Source organism: Paenibacillus sp. FSL L8-0644, assembly GCF_038008165.1.
GTDB classification, from domain to species: Bacteria; Bacillota; Bacilli; order Paenibacillales; family Paenibacillaceae; genus Paenibacillus; species Paenibacillus polymyxa_D.
Genome location: NZ_JBBOYN010000001.1, coordinates 1,094,032 through 1,108,421 on the forward strand (window position 1 = coordinate 1,094,032; position 14,390 = coordinate 1,108,421).

Sequence of the window (14,390 nt, forward strand, 5' to 3'; positions counted from 1 at the left end):
ACATATATACGTATATAATAGAAGGAACTCATGGCTTGATCTGCTTGTTGAGCAGCTCTAAATCTTACAGTTGATCAGCAAAAAGCTGTTCTTTAATATAAGCGACTGGCATCTCTTGGCCTGTCCACAGTTCGAAGGCTAATGCGCCCTGCCACAGCATCATGCCCAGACCGTTAATGGCGGTTGCACCTACGGATTCAGCTTGTTCCATCAGCTTGGATTTAGCTGGGCTGTATACTACATCGGTCACAATCAGATCGGAACGAAGCATGGACACATCCTCAATTACACTTTTGCCTTCCAGCGGTTTCATACCCACACCTGTACCATTAGCGAAAATATGACTTGTAAGAATCTCTTCACGCAGCTTCTCCTGATTCTCTAATGCATAGATATTCGCCTTGACTTGGGCATGTTTCATCTCTTCATTAATCATACGGACATTTTCTTCCGCCCGGGCAAAGAACTGGTCATTACGAGCGAAAATTGAAATTTCAGCGAGACCAGCTCGAGCGGCTTCAATAGCAATCGGCGTTGCAGCACCGCCTGAGCCGACGAGTGTCATTTTCTTACCTTTCAGATCAATGCCGTTCTCCTGCAAGTTACGAACATAACCTGATCCATCTGTACTGTAGCCTTTCAGCTTACCATCCGTATTCACGACAGTGTTGACGGCACCTGTAAATTTAGCGCTGTCGTCTAGCTCGTCAAGATACTGGAGTATAGCTGTTTTGTTAGGCATGGACACGTTATAACCGCGTATGTTCAGAGCGCGCATCCCCCGTACGACCTCTTCAAGCTGTTCATTGCCTACTTCAAAGGCCATATACGCGTTATTTAGGCCCAGCTTTTCAAACGCAAGATTATGCATAGCCGGGGACAAAGAGTGTCCGATCGGTGTAGCTAGCAGTCCGATTAATTGTGTTCTTCCGTCAATACGTCCAGCATTTTTCATGATATAAGCCTCCAAGTAACGTGTGTAGTTTAATGAAACACTTTTTTATATCGATAAGCAACAAACACGGCCAGCAAAATACTGACTACAGCAATCGCAATATCCAGAATGAATACGGAGGTAATTCCCAGACTTTTGGACATGCTCCCGGTAGCCAAAGGCATCAGGATGAACGATAGGCTGGCTGCTATGTTTACGAGAGAAGTCGTAGTTCCTTTGTTCTTACGGAAAAATTCCGTCATTACCGTAAGGGCAATTTGGAATATGCCTGCGGTAGACAAGCCGATTAAGAATGAACTGATCAAGGTAGCGACAGGATTGTGCCATACAATTAAAGCCAGCAAAGAAAGTAGGGCAATAAGCGGATACACAATCATGACGGTAATGGGCTTAATGAATCTACCAAGTACCATAGCCAACAAAATAACGGAAACTAATGAACCTATACTATAGTAGCTCAGCAGCTTAATAGCGCTGGCTTTGTCCATGCCAAGAGCCTCTTGTCCAAAGGTAGGAAGCCATAGCTGCACGATCATGAACAATACAGTTGAAGTAAAACCGATAATAATCAGAGACAAACCTTCTTGCCAAAACTTAGGCTCGCTGTGGAACGAATCCGTTGATTGACCAGTCTCGGCTGGAGCCTTTTGTTCCTCGGCTTTGTGGTTGGGGAAAGCGGTCATTGACAAGAAAATCCCGTTCAGCAGATAAATTCCTGCTGGAATAAAGAAGGAATATCCATAGAACATATCGTGATTAATAAAAAATGCAATCATGAAAGGAATAACAATGGCACCGATCGAGATGGATGCTTTGACTAGGACGGTTGCAGACCCGGCTTTTTTTCCGAACCCTTCAATGAGTGCGGGATAAGTCCCCGCATCCATCATCGAGTTGCAGAGCCCTGCGATAATGGCAAACACGAATGCCAAGGTGTAGTTAGGTGCAAGCGGAATACCGATTAGGAAGATTAAATAAGCAAATGATGCAATAACAATGAGTGGTTTCCTTCCGTATTTATCTGACATTTTTCCGGCTACTCCGAGAGCGAGCAGTTTACCGATTCCAATCGCTGACACCAGATAGCCGATGGCTGCTTTATCCGTGTTCAATTGCACGGTCAGAAAGCTCATATTCGACGAGAGAATAACATTAATCATACCCAGAAGAAAATAGTTGATATAAAGCCCTGTTGCCATTCTGATATAAGGATTTTTCATAAGTGTAACTCCCAACATAAATTTTAGATCAATGGCCTAGGTAGGCATCGTCCAGGTGTATTAAAGTACGCCCACAAACAAGTGAAAATATTCACATAATGTCTATGTCTTAATTATATAAGGGGTGATATTATAAATCCAATGCATATTTTTATCGTTTTTCATAGTTTGGGTCTATAATTTAAAATATGAATTAAAGAAGGGAATTACATAATTATGAACCTGAAGCACTTACAATATTTTCGTGTACTTGCGGAGATGGAGCATTTTACTCAGGCAGCTATGCGGCTATGTATCACTCAACCCAGTTTAAGTCATGCGATTTCAGAATTAGAAAAGGATTTGGGCGTTCATCTGTTTGAGAAGCAGGGGAGAAATATTCGGTTAAACAAATACGGACGATTTTTTCTGAAGTATGTGGAGCACGCGATGGATGAATTGGAAAAGGGGGAGCATAACTTACGGGAATTAGTGAGTCCAAGTCATGGTAATATAGATTTGGCGTTCATTTACACACTAGGTTCACACTTCATTCCAGCAATAATCCAAGCCTTTTCAGCTCTGGATGCCTGTAAAGACATTTCCTTTTCGTTTCACCAAGGGAATACGAACGATATTATTCAAGGCCTGAAGCAGGAACACTATGACGTGGCGTTCTGCTCTCACGTGGAAAATGAACCGGATGTGGAGTTTATTCCGTTGGCTCAGCAGGAACTGGTGGTCATTGTTTCGCCTGATCATCCACTGGCTTCTCTGGACCAAATTGATCTCAAGGATACAGCAGATTACCCGGTGATCTTCTTCAACAAAAAGAGTGGGGTTCGGCCCATTATTGAGAATTTGTTTGCCAAGGCGGGCGTTACGCCACAGATTATTTGCGAGATTGAAGAAGATACGGCAATGGCAGGACTGGTGTCTATCAATTACGGGATCGGAGTTATGCCCCGCATTTCATCGTTAGATTATTTTAACGTCAAAACATTGCCTATTATTAATCCAGAATACGAGCGTTTTATCTACCTAGCCAGCATTAAAAATAGATATTTATCCCCGGCAGTAGTAGAGTTTCGGAACTTTGCCCTAAGTTATGGCAAGGAGTTTTATTTGAAAACACATCAGCGTGTCTAAGCCGGAGTCTCGCAATATTTAAACTTGATAAATTTTAAATTGTGTTCTATACTTCATCATCGACGCAAGCAATGTGAAATGATTCACGTTTTGATACTACAAGACTTACTTACAAAAGCAGGTGAATTCATGATGAAACGTACTTCTTTTCCAGTGGCGACAGGACTTTATGTAAACTATCTTTTGTTCGGCATGTTTAATATTATGCTGGCATCGCACATGTCCTTTTTAACAGAGCATTTGCATACAGATCAGGCGGGCATCAGTCTCTTGGTTTCTGCGATGGGATTTGGCAGGTTGTTTACCCTGTACATATCCGGGGTGCTCTCCGACCGTTATGGTCGCAAACCGTTTATTGTGGCAGCCGGGCTACTGATGGCTGTATTCTTGGTCGGTATACCGCTGAGTTCCAGCTTTGAGATGGCGATCGTACTGGCTGTGCTGGCAGGCGTAGCGAATTCTTTTCTTGATTCAGGTACTTATCCAGCGCTGATCGAAGCTTTCCCCCAATCCTCTGGTTCGGCTACAGTATTGGTGAGAGGTTTTATATCCGTTGGGGCGGCATTTTTACCGTTAATGATTATCTTTTTTATGAATCACGATATTTTCTACGGGTTCTCTTTCTTTTTACCTGCCCTCATATTTGCTTTGAATGCAATGTACTTGTTCAAAATGAAGTTCCCAGACATGCGCGTGCAGCCCGCCAAGGGGCAAAGTGGCGGTAATTCTGTATCAAGCCTAGCGGGAAAATTGGAGGCAAATGACCGGAGTAAGCCGCGGTTTTGGCAGGAAGGGCTATGCCTTATCTTGCTCGGATTTACGGGACCTACCTTGCTTTATATTGTGCAGTTATGGTTGCCTACTTTTGGACAACAGTTTATCGGTATGACCGAATCAGAGTCTCTCAGATTATTAGTTTATTACAATATGGGTTCGCTGGTTTCCGTGTTTGTATTGGTCATTGTGTTAAGAAAATGGGTTAAACCAGTTCACATTATTCTTATTTATCCATGTATTTCCCTGTTGGCTTTTGGAGCGCTTCTCCTTTTCAAGTCAGGGGCTGCGTCCATTATTTGTGCGAGTGTTATCGGGTTTTCAATATCAGGTGTACTTCAGTTAACATTAACCGTAATGAGTGAATTTTTTAGTCAACGAAAAGGACAGATTACCGGGTTTGTTTATACAGCAACCTCGCTTTCATACACGATCATTCCTGTGTTTACAGGCTTTCTGTTGAAACATTCTCAGATATCCAGTGTTTTTGTGCTAGCTATTATTGTGAATGTGCTAGGGATCGTACTGGCGGGGTTTGTTAATTTTCGGTACAGTTTAGTTTTTCCAGCAAGTCGCAAATTGTCGCCTAAAATCGCACTTGAACCCAAATAACGACGACTGGATCATATCATCTGCATGCTTATTCAGAATGCGTTATACTATGAATTATTGTACATGTTCGACTTGAAACTGTAATTTGGGAGTGAGATAGAGATGGCTAAAATCGTAAAGGTGAAAGATGTCCTGATTGGTGAAGGAGCGCCAAAAATTTGTGTGCCCATGGTGGGAGAAACGTTGGAGCAGTTGAAGGAAGAAGCTACTTATTTACGTACGCTCGACCTGGATATCGTGGAGTGGAGAGTCGATTTTTTCGAGCATGTGGAGGATTTGGAAAAGGTAAAATCTGCCTTACATGAAATTCGGTCTATTTTAGCCAATGTTCCGCTCGTATTTACGTTCCGTAGCGCTCGGGAAGGCGGAGAAAAGGAAATCAGTGCGGCGAGTTATGTGGAATTGAATCGTACAATAGCCGCAACGGGGCAAGTCGAACTTATTGATATAGAGCTTTTTAATGAGGAAGGCGATGTGAAGACGCTGGTAGAAGCAGCACACAAGCATAACGTGTATGTGATTATATCTAATCATGACTTTCATAAGACGCCGTCGAAGGAGGAGATTGTTTCCCGGTTATGTAAGGCGCAGGAATTGGGAGGCGATCTGCCTAAGATAGCAGTGATGCCGACCAATACAGCCGATGTGCTCACTTTGCTGGATGCCACGCGTACTATGGCAGAAGAGCATGCAGATCGGCCGATTATTACGATGTCGATGGCGGGGAAAGGTGTCGTGAGCCGTCTGACCGGAGAATTGTTTGGTTCGGCTCTGACCTTTGGTGCCGCTAAGAAAGCTTCCGCACCGGGGCAGATCCCTGTGACTGAACTGAGAGAGATATTGACGGTGCTGCATAGCCATTCTTAAAAGATGGATGGTATTACTCCCCAGTCAGTAATATATCCGCAGTGAGCCAAAAAGGAAGGCCCCCATGCGTTAAGCATGCTGGAGCCTTCCTTTTTGGTGTACTCTTAATTCAATCCCCGAGTAGGTTCATATAACTCCCAACCTAGATTCAGCGTTTGAATAATATAATCTGCGACTTCTTCCGCATCCAACTGATCTGTATCGATCTTGGAGTGATTCACCGCGTAGATGTCCTGTCTGGAACGGAATAAATCCTCAATTTCCCCTAAAGTCTTGTTTTGTAGATTAGGACGGGTGTCAATCAGCATCTTGAGCCGATCTTTCCAGGAATCCCAATTTAAATCCAAGAAGAAAACAATCGATGAAGCCAAACAAGCTTGCTTCACCTCTTCCTGTAAAAATGCACCACCGCCAACGGAAATGATTTTAAGGCGTGTGTTGCTGCACAGCTTCAAAATATGCTCTTTTTCAATCTCACGGAAACGCTTCTCTCCATAAGTCTTGAAAATCTCTGTTGTTGGCATGTTGTATTCTTGTTCAATCTCCTGGTCAATATCCACGAAATCGCGATACAGCTTGCGCGCTAGATGGGAACCGATCGTTGTTTTGCCTACACCCATAAAGCCGATGAGCACAATATTTTGTTCTTTTAATGGAATCTCACTATTGTTTTGCACGATAACCACTCTTTTCTCACCAGTAATGTTGAGATGTAACGCTTCAAAGCACTAAATACATTATACGTTCATCAACCGTGTCATTCAATAGTATAGAGCACATCAGCAATGAGGTATACGATAAAAGGGACTCTGAATACCAATTAAGTGATAAACAGCAGGCAAACGAAACAAGGTATTCAAGTATTGTTTAATGTGTAAATTGAAGAAAAACAAACTTGTACAAGTATAAAAGAGGCAATTTTATGTACTAAATTGAAAAAAAGGACATATTTTGCCGAGAAATATATTGAAATTACTGGAAGTGTGATTATAATAGAATTATACAAATTGTAAATGTAATCGCTCTATTTACAATTTGTGCTTTATATAATTTATGAGACAAAATTACTTTGAACCAAAAACCAAGTATACATATGCAAATAGTTGAATGATGCTTTATAGACGTGTATCGGTCATTGGGTTCATTGTGCGAAGGTGGTGATACGGTCTACACGTTCTAGTCAACGAAGAGTTGGAACAATGAAAAATATCTACGAGAGGGATGAATTGACATGAAAACAAACACAGCTAACGTATTGAAAAAGGGAATCAGTATCGCTTTATCAGGAATGTTGGTCGCCTTATTTGTCGGCAATTATTCTGCACATGCAGCTCCAGAAGTCGTTCATAAGACCATACTTGTTAAAGCTGGAGAAGTTTACGATGGTAAAGGCAAGACTGTAGTGGCTGATCCCGATACCTTGGGAGATGGAAGCCAGAAAGAGGCCCAAAAGCCTATTTTCAAGCTTGAAAATAATGCAACACTGAAAAATGTGATCATCGCTGCCCCTGCTGCGGATGGGGTGCATGTATATGGCAACGGCACAATCTCCAACGTAACGTGGGAGGATGTCGGTGAAGATGCCTTGACGCTTAAAGAACCAGGCACGGTAAACATTACGGGTGGTGGAGCGTTCCACGCATATGATAAAGTATTCCAAATTAATGCCGAAGGTACGATTAACATTAAAAACTTTAGAGCCGATGATATCGGTAAGCTGGTTCGCCAACTTGGGGGCTCTACATTCAGAGTGAATATGACTTTGGATAACTCGGATATTTCCAATGTAAAGGACTCGATCCTGAGATCGGACGGTCCTAACAGCAAAGCTAAAATTACGAATACTCGTTATCATAATGTAAAACAATTGTTCAAAGGTTTTAAATCCAGTAATACGAGTGAATCCGGCAATACTCAATATTAATTGGTATAGAAGAGAGTAAGGATAGGAGTACGGATGTGATAAGGGGCTGCCCAACAGGTCGTATGATCTGCTTGGGCAAGCCCCTTTTTGGGTGCAGCGAGTTACCCCAAAATGATTGGGCTTCGTTCGGAACGAGGACTGTGATATGATCGTGCTATTACATTTTATACAAAAAAGTTGGGTGGCTATGAATCCTTTTCATAAATATGTGAATGTTGACGGTACCTTAAATGATACGCTGGTGCGGAATCGTGAGGTTTTATATACAGGTACGAATGGCCGGCATGTGGAACGTTTTTACGTGTCATCCTCTGAAAGTTATATATTTAAACCGCTAACCAACGATGATCAGGAGGGGCGGGAGAGATGGGTGTATGAGCATGTGCTTCCTGCGTTATCCCCGATCTATCCCCGATTGCTAGCCTGGTCTGATGCAGATGCGGATGGCGGAGGAGAATGGATGGTTTTTGAGGACCTTGGTCCGTTACATCATCTACACGCAGACGAAACTTTATTGCGAGCTATTGGACTTGTAGCATGGTGGCATGCTTTGCCGACGGATCGTTTTGCTGGGATGCCGCTGCGGGGACCAAAGCCACTCATTCAGGAGATGGTGTCCGAGCTGTACACGCGCAAGCCGGATGTGTTACAGCTTTGCAGCTCACTAGGATTATCTAAGCAACAGATGCAGCGTATGTATGTACAGCTGGAGCATGTATCTTTTTCACAGCAGCTTGTACTGTCTCATGGTGATCTTCATCCGGGGAACTATGCGCTGAGCGGGGAACGGCTTATGGTGCTGGATTGGGAGCATACTCATCTGAACACACCGCTGTGGGATGTATATCACCTGATCGACATGTCCCATCCGTTGTTTCTCCGACGCATGACGTCCGAATTGCGTATTCGTATACTGGACACCTACGTGGAGCAGCTGGAGCTGTTGGGGATAAGAGTGGATCGAACGGCTTTTATGCTGGAATATGGCATGTTTGCTGTGGTATTTTCGCTCTGGATGCTGTTGTTAATCACAAGTGATTTGCAAAGGATTGGAACGCACCTGCATAGAAACGGCGACAAATGGTCAAAAGAGCAATTAGAGTCCCAGTTGGACGAAACGTTAGCCTGTTTGAACCAGTGTGCTGCGATGATGGATTGGGGACAAGCCCAGCGATGTAGATAGTAGCTTAAGACATAGACTGTATTTAGTTAGCCAAAGAAGGTAGGGAATATATCCATGAAAAAAGTTGGTTTGGTCATGAGAAAAATACAATTTGCTGAAGCACAGGGTCCGCGTATTTTCGCAGAACGTCTGAAGCAAATCGGGTTGGAATTGGGGGTGGACATCGTATTTGTATCACCGGAGCGCCATGTGAGCAGTCATGACTGGCTTCCGGGTTATGAACACGAAAAAGGCGACCTGGTCAATTATGACGTCGTACTGGACCAACTCCATGAGCAGCAGATTGAGCACGTTATTTATACGGTATCTGGCTTTACCTATTTGAACATGTTTTTTAAAAACAGCGTGCTTTTTCCGCATAGTTTTCCTGATCCGGCACTGACAGGCTATGAAATGATGAAGCCTTTTTATCAGATCGTGGACAAGGCTATCGTACAGACTGCCTTTCTCAAGCAGGAGATGGCTTCGAAGTTTGGCGTAACCGATGTGACAGTCATCCCGATCGGATTTAATGAGCGGCTGGTGGAAAAGCATTTTGATCCCTCGCAAGTGGTAGAGAACCGGGTGATGTGGATTGGTAGAGATGAGGAGAACCGACGTCCGGATTTGGTACTGGAGTATGCGAGGCATAATCCTGACAAGGATGTCTATATGGTATTTGGCGGTGAACGCTACAAGGAAAGTATGAAGAAATATGATATCCCGGACAATGTTAAACTTCAATTTGCGTTGACGCAAGATGAGGTGTTTGCGCTGATGAACACGGCGAAGGTGTACTGGAGCTGCTCCAAATTTGATACGTTCGCCATGCCGCTGACCGAAGCGCTCGCTATGGGTAAAATCGTCGTTAAGCCAGAGCACCCTTGCTATGGACATATCAGCTCTACGCATTCTTTTTCAGGGAATGAGAAAAACTGGTTTGAGCTGGTCAATATGGCTGCCGCCTCACCCCGTCGGGTTTCTACAGAAAATCAGGCATACGCCATGGAACAGTTTTCAAGTCAGGTGATGAAGCGGGGATACCGAGACTTTTTTGATCATTGGTTAAGCTGAGCAGCGAGGCAAAATACTGTGGTTGTAACACGCATCTGCGCGTCCATATGAAAACAAAAATAACCCGCAAGGGGGTCACTTTTTTCAAAATGTCCATCTTGTGGGTTACGGTTCATCATTGACTTATCGTTTGGACTTTACTGGAACCGGGGTTCCTTTTTTAAAGCGAACCGGTCTTCTCGGAATTCTGTTAATGCCGGAGTCCTCCGATTTGGAAGGTAATGCTCTACGAGTTTTCTTTGTTGACAGTAAGCTTTGATTGGTTCTGCTGAACTCAACAGTGTAATTGTCTACAGATGAATCAATGGCAAGTCGGCGCATCCCCACTCGTCTGGATGATCCACTGCTATCGTTCCAACACCAATGAAAATCATGGTCAGTACTTCTCGGAAGCCGTGTGCGGTACGTACCACGCCACCTATTGGAGTGATTCTCAGCATAATAATAGAATGTGGTTCCCCCTACAGACCCGCTCCATACTTCTCTCGTATCACCAGGCTCTAGCCGATACCAGCCCATTTTAGAATAATTCATGGGATGACAGTCGGAATCAGGATAAGCATAGGCAGCATAGATGGTGTTACTCGTGTTGTTTGTAAAAAAAAGGCTCATCATGCACACTTCTTTCCTCATAAATTGGTATTACAATGTCATACTATGAGGAATGTAGAAGAAGAGAGTGGACAATATCTCTCAATCTATGAAAAATGAACCATTCGTTTACGTCCAACTTGCTAAACGATTCTATGATTGTATCTCCGCTATCGCTTCAGTATGAGCTGTCTTGCGATCCACAATGTAGCTAACTACCATGAGTAGCAGACCGCCGACAGTAATTAGCGATGCAACCCATGGAATAGCGGCTAGCCCCATTTGATTAATAACAACTCCCCCGATAAAAGCGCCGCCTGCGTTGCCCAGATTCAATGCGGAATGGCTGGAGGTAGAGGCAAGCAAAGGAGCCTCATAGGCCAGATTCATGATGCGAACCTGAATACCCGGCATGATGCCGAACGCAGCAATGCCCCAGATAAAGACAGTAATAACCGCCAGTACCTTGTTTTGAAGCGTAAACGTCAGAATGGCCAAAATAATAGCCAGTACAGCATAGTTTGCGATCAGGGATGGCAGCAGTTTCCAATCCGCAAGCTTGCCGCCAACGATGTTGCCGATCGTTACCCCTAGGCCAAACAGGACGAGAATCCAGGTAATGCTATGCTCGGCAAAGCCACTAATATCCGTAAGCAAAGGCGTAATGTACGTAAAGACAGTGAACAGACTGCCACAACCGACTGCACCTGTGAGCAACATCAGCAGCACTTTTGGATTAAACAGGCTTCGGACTTCTTGTTTGAGACTGGAAGGCTTGTCCTGATGAATCACCGGAATATAACGAATGATACCAAACAGAGAAATCAAGCCGATGACCACAATGGCTCCAAAGGAAGCACGCCAGCCGAGTTGTTGTCCGATAAAGGTACCAAAGGGTACGCCTATAATGTTCGCCACGGTCAAACCGGTCAGCACCATAGAAATAGCACCCGCACGCTTGTCAGGACGAACCAGTCGGGCAGCGATCAGGGAACCAGCTCCCAAAAAGGTTCCGTGCGATAATGCAGTAGCCATACGGGCCGCAATCAGAAACTCGTAATTGGGAGCAATGACGGAAAAAAGATTGCCTAAAATGAATATGATCATTAGCAGACATAGCAGCTTTTTCTGTGGTACCTTATGGGTTAATACGGTAAGCACAGGTGCACCAATAGCCACACCAAGTGCGTAACTGGTAATTAACTGCCCGGCTTGCGGAATTGTAACATGAAGATCATGGGCTACATTGGGCAGTAGTCCCATAATGACGAATTCGGTCATGCCAATGGCGAAGGCACCAAGGGTCAACCATAGCAAGGAGGGAGGGAAGCGGTTTGCTGTCATATTTTCTTGAGTACTCATAAGTGTCTTGTATCCTCCTGAAAAAATAGTAATGCGAGTATATCACTACAGGCGATATCTGGCGACCCATTTTGCAAGAATTTTACATACTAAGTTGATAAGTTTTATGTAATTTACAAAAGCGACAGGTAGGAAGGAGCCAAGTGTGTTATTTTGGTAGTATGATATGAAGATCGTAAATAACGTTGTAAGGAACGATCCAAGGAGGATACAACGATGGCACCTAAAGTGGTATATAGTATTACAGATTTAATAGGAGATACACCTTGTGTAAGGCTCCAACGGCTCACAGGGCCGCAGGATGCGGAAGTGTATGTGAAGCTGGAGTATTTTAATCCAAGCGGCAGTGTTAAAGACCGGGCGGCGGGCAACCTGATTGCCGAAGCGGAAAAGGCAGGACATCTAAAGCCGGGAGGCACCATTATTGAACCGACGAGTGGCAACACGGGAATTGGCCTTGCGATGAATGCGGCAGCCCGAGGTTACCGTGCGATTTTGGTGATGCCCTCGAATATGACGAAGGAACGGGTCAACATTTTAAAAGCCTACGGGGCTGAGGTCGTACTGACACCAGCAGAAGAACGGATGCCAGGAGCAATTCGCAAGGCACTTGAACTGGGGGCTGAAATTGAAGGGAGCTTTATCCCGCATCAATTTGAAAATGAGGCAAACCCCGATATCCACCGTACGACCACAGCACTTGAAATTTTGGAACAGACGGAAGGGAAACTGGATGTGTTCGTCGCTTCTTCGGGAACGGGCGGTACCATTACGGGAACGGGTGAAGTGCTGCGTCAGCATTTGCCAGATCTGCGGATTGTTGTAGTTGAGCCGAAGGGCTCGCCAGTACTATCTGGGGGAAAACCCGGTCCACATAAGCTGGTTGGCACCAGTCCAGGCTTTGTTCCCACCGTGCTGAATACGGAAGTGTATGACGAAATCGTGCAGGTTTCGGATGAGGATGCGATTGCTACGACACGGGCGATTGCTGCCCAGGAAGGGATTCTGGTGGGCCCCTCTAGCGGAGCTACGATATGGACGGCGATTCAGGAAGCTCGGCGTTTGGGAGCAGGCAAACGGGTACTTTGCATTGCCCCGGATACCGGAGAGCGATATCTGAGCATGGGGATATTCGGATAAAAAGATGTGGATTGGGACCAAAGTGATTCGACTCATTTATATGTAGTATGATCCAGCCTCATTAAGTGAAGTAACAAAAGTGAATTGGCGATATGGCAATCAAGAATACACAAGTATAACAAGATGACTCCTGGAGCGCCTACTTCTTCACTAGCCTATTATAGCTCGACCTTGAAATATTATCTTTGAAAGAATAAAGGATGCTGGGAGCGATATAGTAGATTCTTTTTCAATGGAGGAACATAGACATTGAATACATCCTTTTCATAATTCATAGGTTAATTTCACTCCTGACAATTAATAAGCCACAATCCATAAGGTTGTGGCTTATTAATTGTCGATTATAGCTTATATTCGTGAGAATTTTAAAAGTCTCACGGTTCATGCTCCGTTCTTCGATGTTATTTGTCTCTTCAGGATCCTCTTGAAAAACCCAAATAATCAGAGAAGGAAACACCGAGCCTATTATCCATTTCAGCAAGAGCTGCCTCAAACGGGTCAACTTATTAGTTGACTGCTTAAATGGTTGTGGAAAATAGTATAATGTACGCTGACATTTTTTGGCTTCTCTAATATTCGTGCAGCGATTATACCCAATTCAAGCTATTTATCAAAAATATGCAGCGGCTACGCAAGTGGGTTGATCGGTTGTCCACGTATCGATTGTGACCACTCGCACACCATCAGGCCACAACTCTTCCGAACGCACCTATAGAGGTTAAATGGACTGAACAGCAAACGATCGCTCGCTGCCTCACTTTTCATATTTTTGGCGGCTAGTACGTTTCCACTAAAGACTTCGCGCAAGACGTACAATTTTTCATTGCCTTTTTCCGGCTGGACTCCACCCATAGACAAGAGAACGTCACCGTTTTGTTCCGTCGTTTCGGCCAGTATCGTACGAATATGGTCATCGAGATGCAGCAAAAAGAGCTTGATATCGCTCAACAGATTTTGGGTACTTGTTGGGATGCCTGTAGTGCGTCAGTCAGTTCCTTTACAGTCATGTCCTGTTTGAATCGCAGTTCGTCCACAAGAGCCAGCACATCGTAGCCATAGGACGAGCGCTTCATGCTAAGCATCTCTTCTTCAGCCGATTTATACGAGACACCTGTATAAGAACATATCGGATTCTTGCAAGCATACGCCATGCTCTAAGCGTCAATCGTTTCGCTCTGTGTCGGTATTTTTTTATGCCATGCCGCATGGGCAGCAAAATGACTGCAATTTAGGAGGTTTGGAATACCTTTCAGGAATAAAGTATAAAAAACGGGAGAATTAGATATATTCTTTATTCATCGACAGCAAGATATGACATACGGTCACTCACAATAAACGTGATTTAGGGGTACCACTGAAATCATGTTTATTATAATCTAATTCAGAGAGGAAGAGGAAAATGAAAGTAGATCAAATGTTTGACCTTGATTTAAGAAAGAGCTATGAGGCCAGTGAGCTTAGCCCACAAGCTTCAATCATCAAAACAACCATTAAGGTATCCAAAGCAGTATGTAAAACTCTTACCTGTATCTGTACCGGTTCTTGTTCCAATTGTAAATAATTCATAAGCGATTCGTAAGT

General features: G+C 44.1%; 14 protein-coding genes and 1 pseudogene. 8 read left to right on the plus strand and 7 right to left on the minus strand.

Annotated features, from left to right (window positions below; translation table 11 throughout):
• Positions 1 to 64: 64 nt before the first annotated feature.
• Entirely contained in the window at positions 65 to 955 is an 891-nt protein-coding gene (locus tag NSS94_RS04925) for a shikimate dehydrogenase (protein ID WP_029517618.1), read from the minus strand.
• 29 nt (positions 956 to 984) lie between these two features.
• Positions 985 to 2,175 carry an MFS transporter gene (locus NSS94_RS04930; protein ID WP_029517617.1) on the minus strand — a complete coding sequence of 397 codons (1,191 nt, stop codon included), beginning with the start codon at positions 2,173 to 2,175 and terminating at the stop codon, positions 985 to 987.
• 216 nt (positions 2,176 to 2,391) lie between these two features.
• Between NSS94_RS04930 and NSS94_RS04935 the strand changes: the two genes are divergently transcribed.
• The 3 genes from NSS94_RS04935 (at position 2,392) to aroD (ending at position 5,556) form a co-directional block, all read left to right on the plus strand.
• Positions 2,392 to 3,303 carry a LysR family transcriptional regulator gene (locus tag NSS94_RS04935; protein WP_341038802.1) on the plus strand — a complete coding sequence of 304 codons (912 nt, stop codon included), beginning with the start codon at positions 2,392 to 2,394 and terminating at the stop codon, positions 3,301 to 3,303.
• Between the two features lie 129 nt (positions 3,304 to 3,432).
• On the plus strand, positions 3,433 to 4,689 hold the full coding sequence (locus tag NSS94_RS04940) for an MFS transporter (RefSeq protein ID WP_341038804.1): 1,257 nt from the start codon (positions 3,433 to 3,435) through the stop codon (positions 4,687 to 4,689).
• A 102-nt stretch (positions 4,690 to 4,791) separates the two neighbouring features.
• Complete coding sequence (gene aroD / locus NSS94_RS04945) at positions 4,792 to 5,556, plus strand: type I 3-dehydroquinate dehydratase (protein WP_341038806.1); 765 nt, start codon at positions 4,792 to 4,794, stop codon at positions 5,554 to 5,556.
• A gap of 104 nt (positions 5,557 to 5,660) precedes the next feature.
• On the opposite strand, the gene NSS94_RS04950 is transcribed toward aroD, so the two are convergent.
• A complete protein-coding gene (locus tag NSS94_RS04950; RefSeq protein ID WP_029517614.1) occupies positions 5,661 to 6,233 on the minus strand; it encodes a shikimate kinase in 573 nt (190 codons plus the stop codon).
• A gap of 554 nt (positions 6,234 to 6,787) precedes the next feature.
• Here NSS94_RS04950 and NSS94_RS04955 point away from each other — a divergent pair.
• The 3 genes from NSS94_RS04955 to NSS94_RS04965 all read left to right on the plus strand — a co-directional run bounded on the left by NSS94_RS04955 (position 6,788) and on the right by NSS94_RS04965 (position 9,716).
• Entirely contained in the window at positions 6,788 to 7,480 is a 693-nt protein-coding gene (locus NSS94_RS04955) for a pectate lyase (RefSeq protein WP_029517613.1), read from the plus strand.
• Between the two features lie 145 nt (positions 7,481 to 7,625).
• Positions 7,626 to 8,663 carry an aminoglycoside phosphotransferase family protein gene (locus tag NSS94_RS04960; RefSeq protein WP_341038808.1) on the plus strand — a complete coding sequence of 346 codons (1,038 nt, stop codon included), beginning with the start codon at positions 7,626 to 7,628 and terminating at the stop codon, positions 8,661 to 8,663.
• A gap of 54 nt (positions 8,664 to 8,717) precedes the next feature.
• Positions 8,718 to 9,716: a glycosyltransferase gene (locus NSS94_RS04965; protein ID WP_341038810.1), complete on the plus strand. Its 999-nt coding sequence runs from the start codon at positions 8,718 to 8,720 to the stop codon at positions 9,714 to 9,716.
• 290 nt (positions 9,717 to 10,006) lie between these two features.
• On the opposite strand, the gene NSS94_RS04970 is transcribed toward NSS94_RS04965, so the two are convergent.
• The 3 genes and pseudogenes from NSS94_RS04970 to NSS94_RS04975 form a co-directional block, all read right to left on the minus strand.
• Positions 10,007 to 10,156: a hypothetical protein gene (locus tag NSS94_RS04970; RefSeq protein WP_341038812.1), complete on the minus strand. Its 150-nt coding sequence runs from the start codon at positions 10,154 to 10,156 to the stop codon at positions 10,007 to 10,009.
• 22 nt (positions 10,157 to 10,178) lie between these two features.
• Positions 10,179 to 10,349 (minus strand): annotated as a pseudogene (locus NSS94_RS26195) (hypothetical protein); the annotation flags it as partial.
• Between the two features lie 111 nt (positions 10,350 to 10,460).
• Positions 10,461 to 11,669 (minus strand): MFS transporter, encoded by a 1,209-nt coding sequence (locus NSS94_RS04975; protein ID WP_029517609.1) that lies wholly within the window; start codon positions 11,667 to 11,669, stop codon positions 10,461 to 10,463.
• Between the two features lie 216 nt (positions 11,670 to 11,885).
• On the opposite strand from NSS94_RS04975, the gene cysK reads away from it, so the two are divergent.
• The gene (cysK, locus tag NSS94_RS04980) at positions 11,886 to 12,809 is read left to right on the plus strand and encodes a cysteine synthase A (RefSeq protein WP_029517608.1); all 924 of its coding nucleotides are present in this window, start codon (positions 11,886 to 11,888) and stop codon (positions 12,807 to 12,809) included.
• A gap of 944 nt (positions 12,810 to 13,753) precedes the next feature.
• Here cysK and NSS94_RS04985 read toward each other — a convergent pair.
• Positions 13,754 to 13,960, minus strand: a complete 207-nt coding sequence (locus tag NSS94_RS04985; RefSeq protein WP_141695547.1) for a hypothetical protein — start codon at positions 13,958 to 13,960, stop codon at positions 13,754 to 13,756.
• Positions 13,961 to 14,208: 248 nt separating this feature from the next.
• On the opposite strand from NSS94_RS04985, the gene NSS94_RS04990 reads away from it, so the two are divergent.
• Positions 14,209 to 14,370: an epilancin family lantibiotic gene (locus NSS94_RS04990; protein WP_080561132.1), complete on the plus strand. Its 162-nt coding sequence runs from the start codon at positions 14,209 to 14,211 to the stop codon at positions 14,368 to 14,370.
• Positions 14,371 to 14,390: the final 20 nt, after the last annotated feature.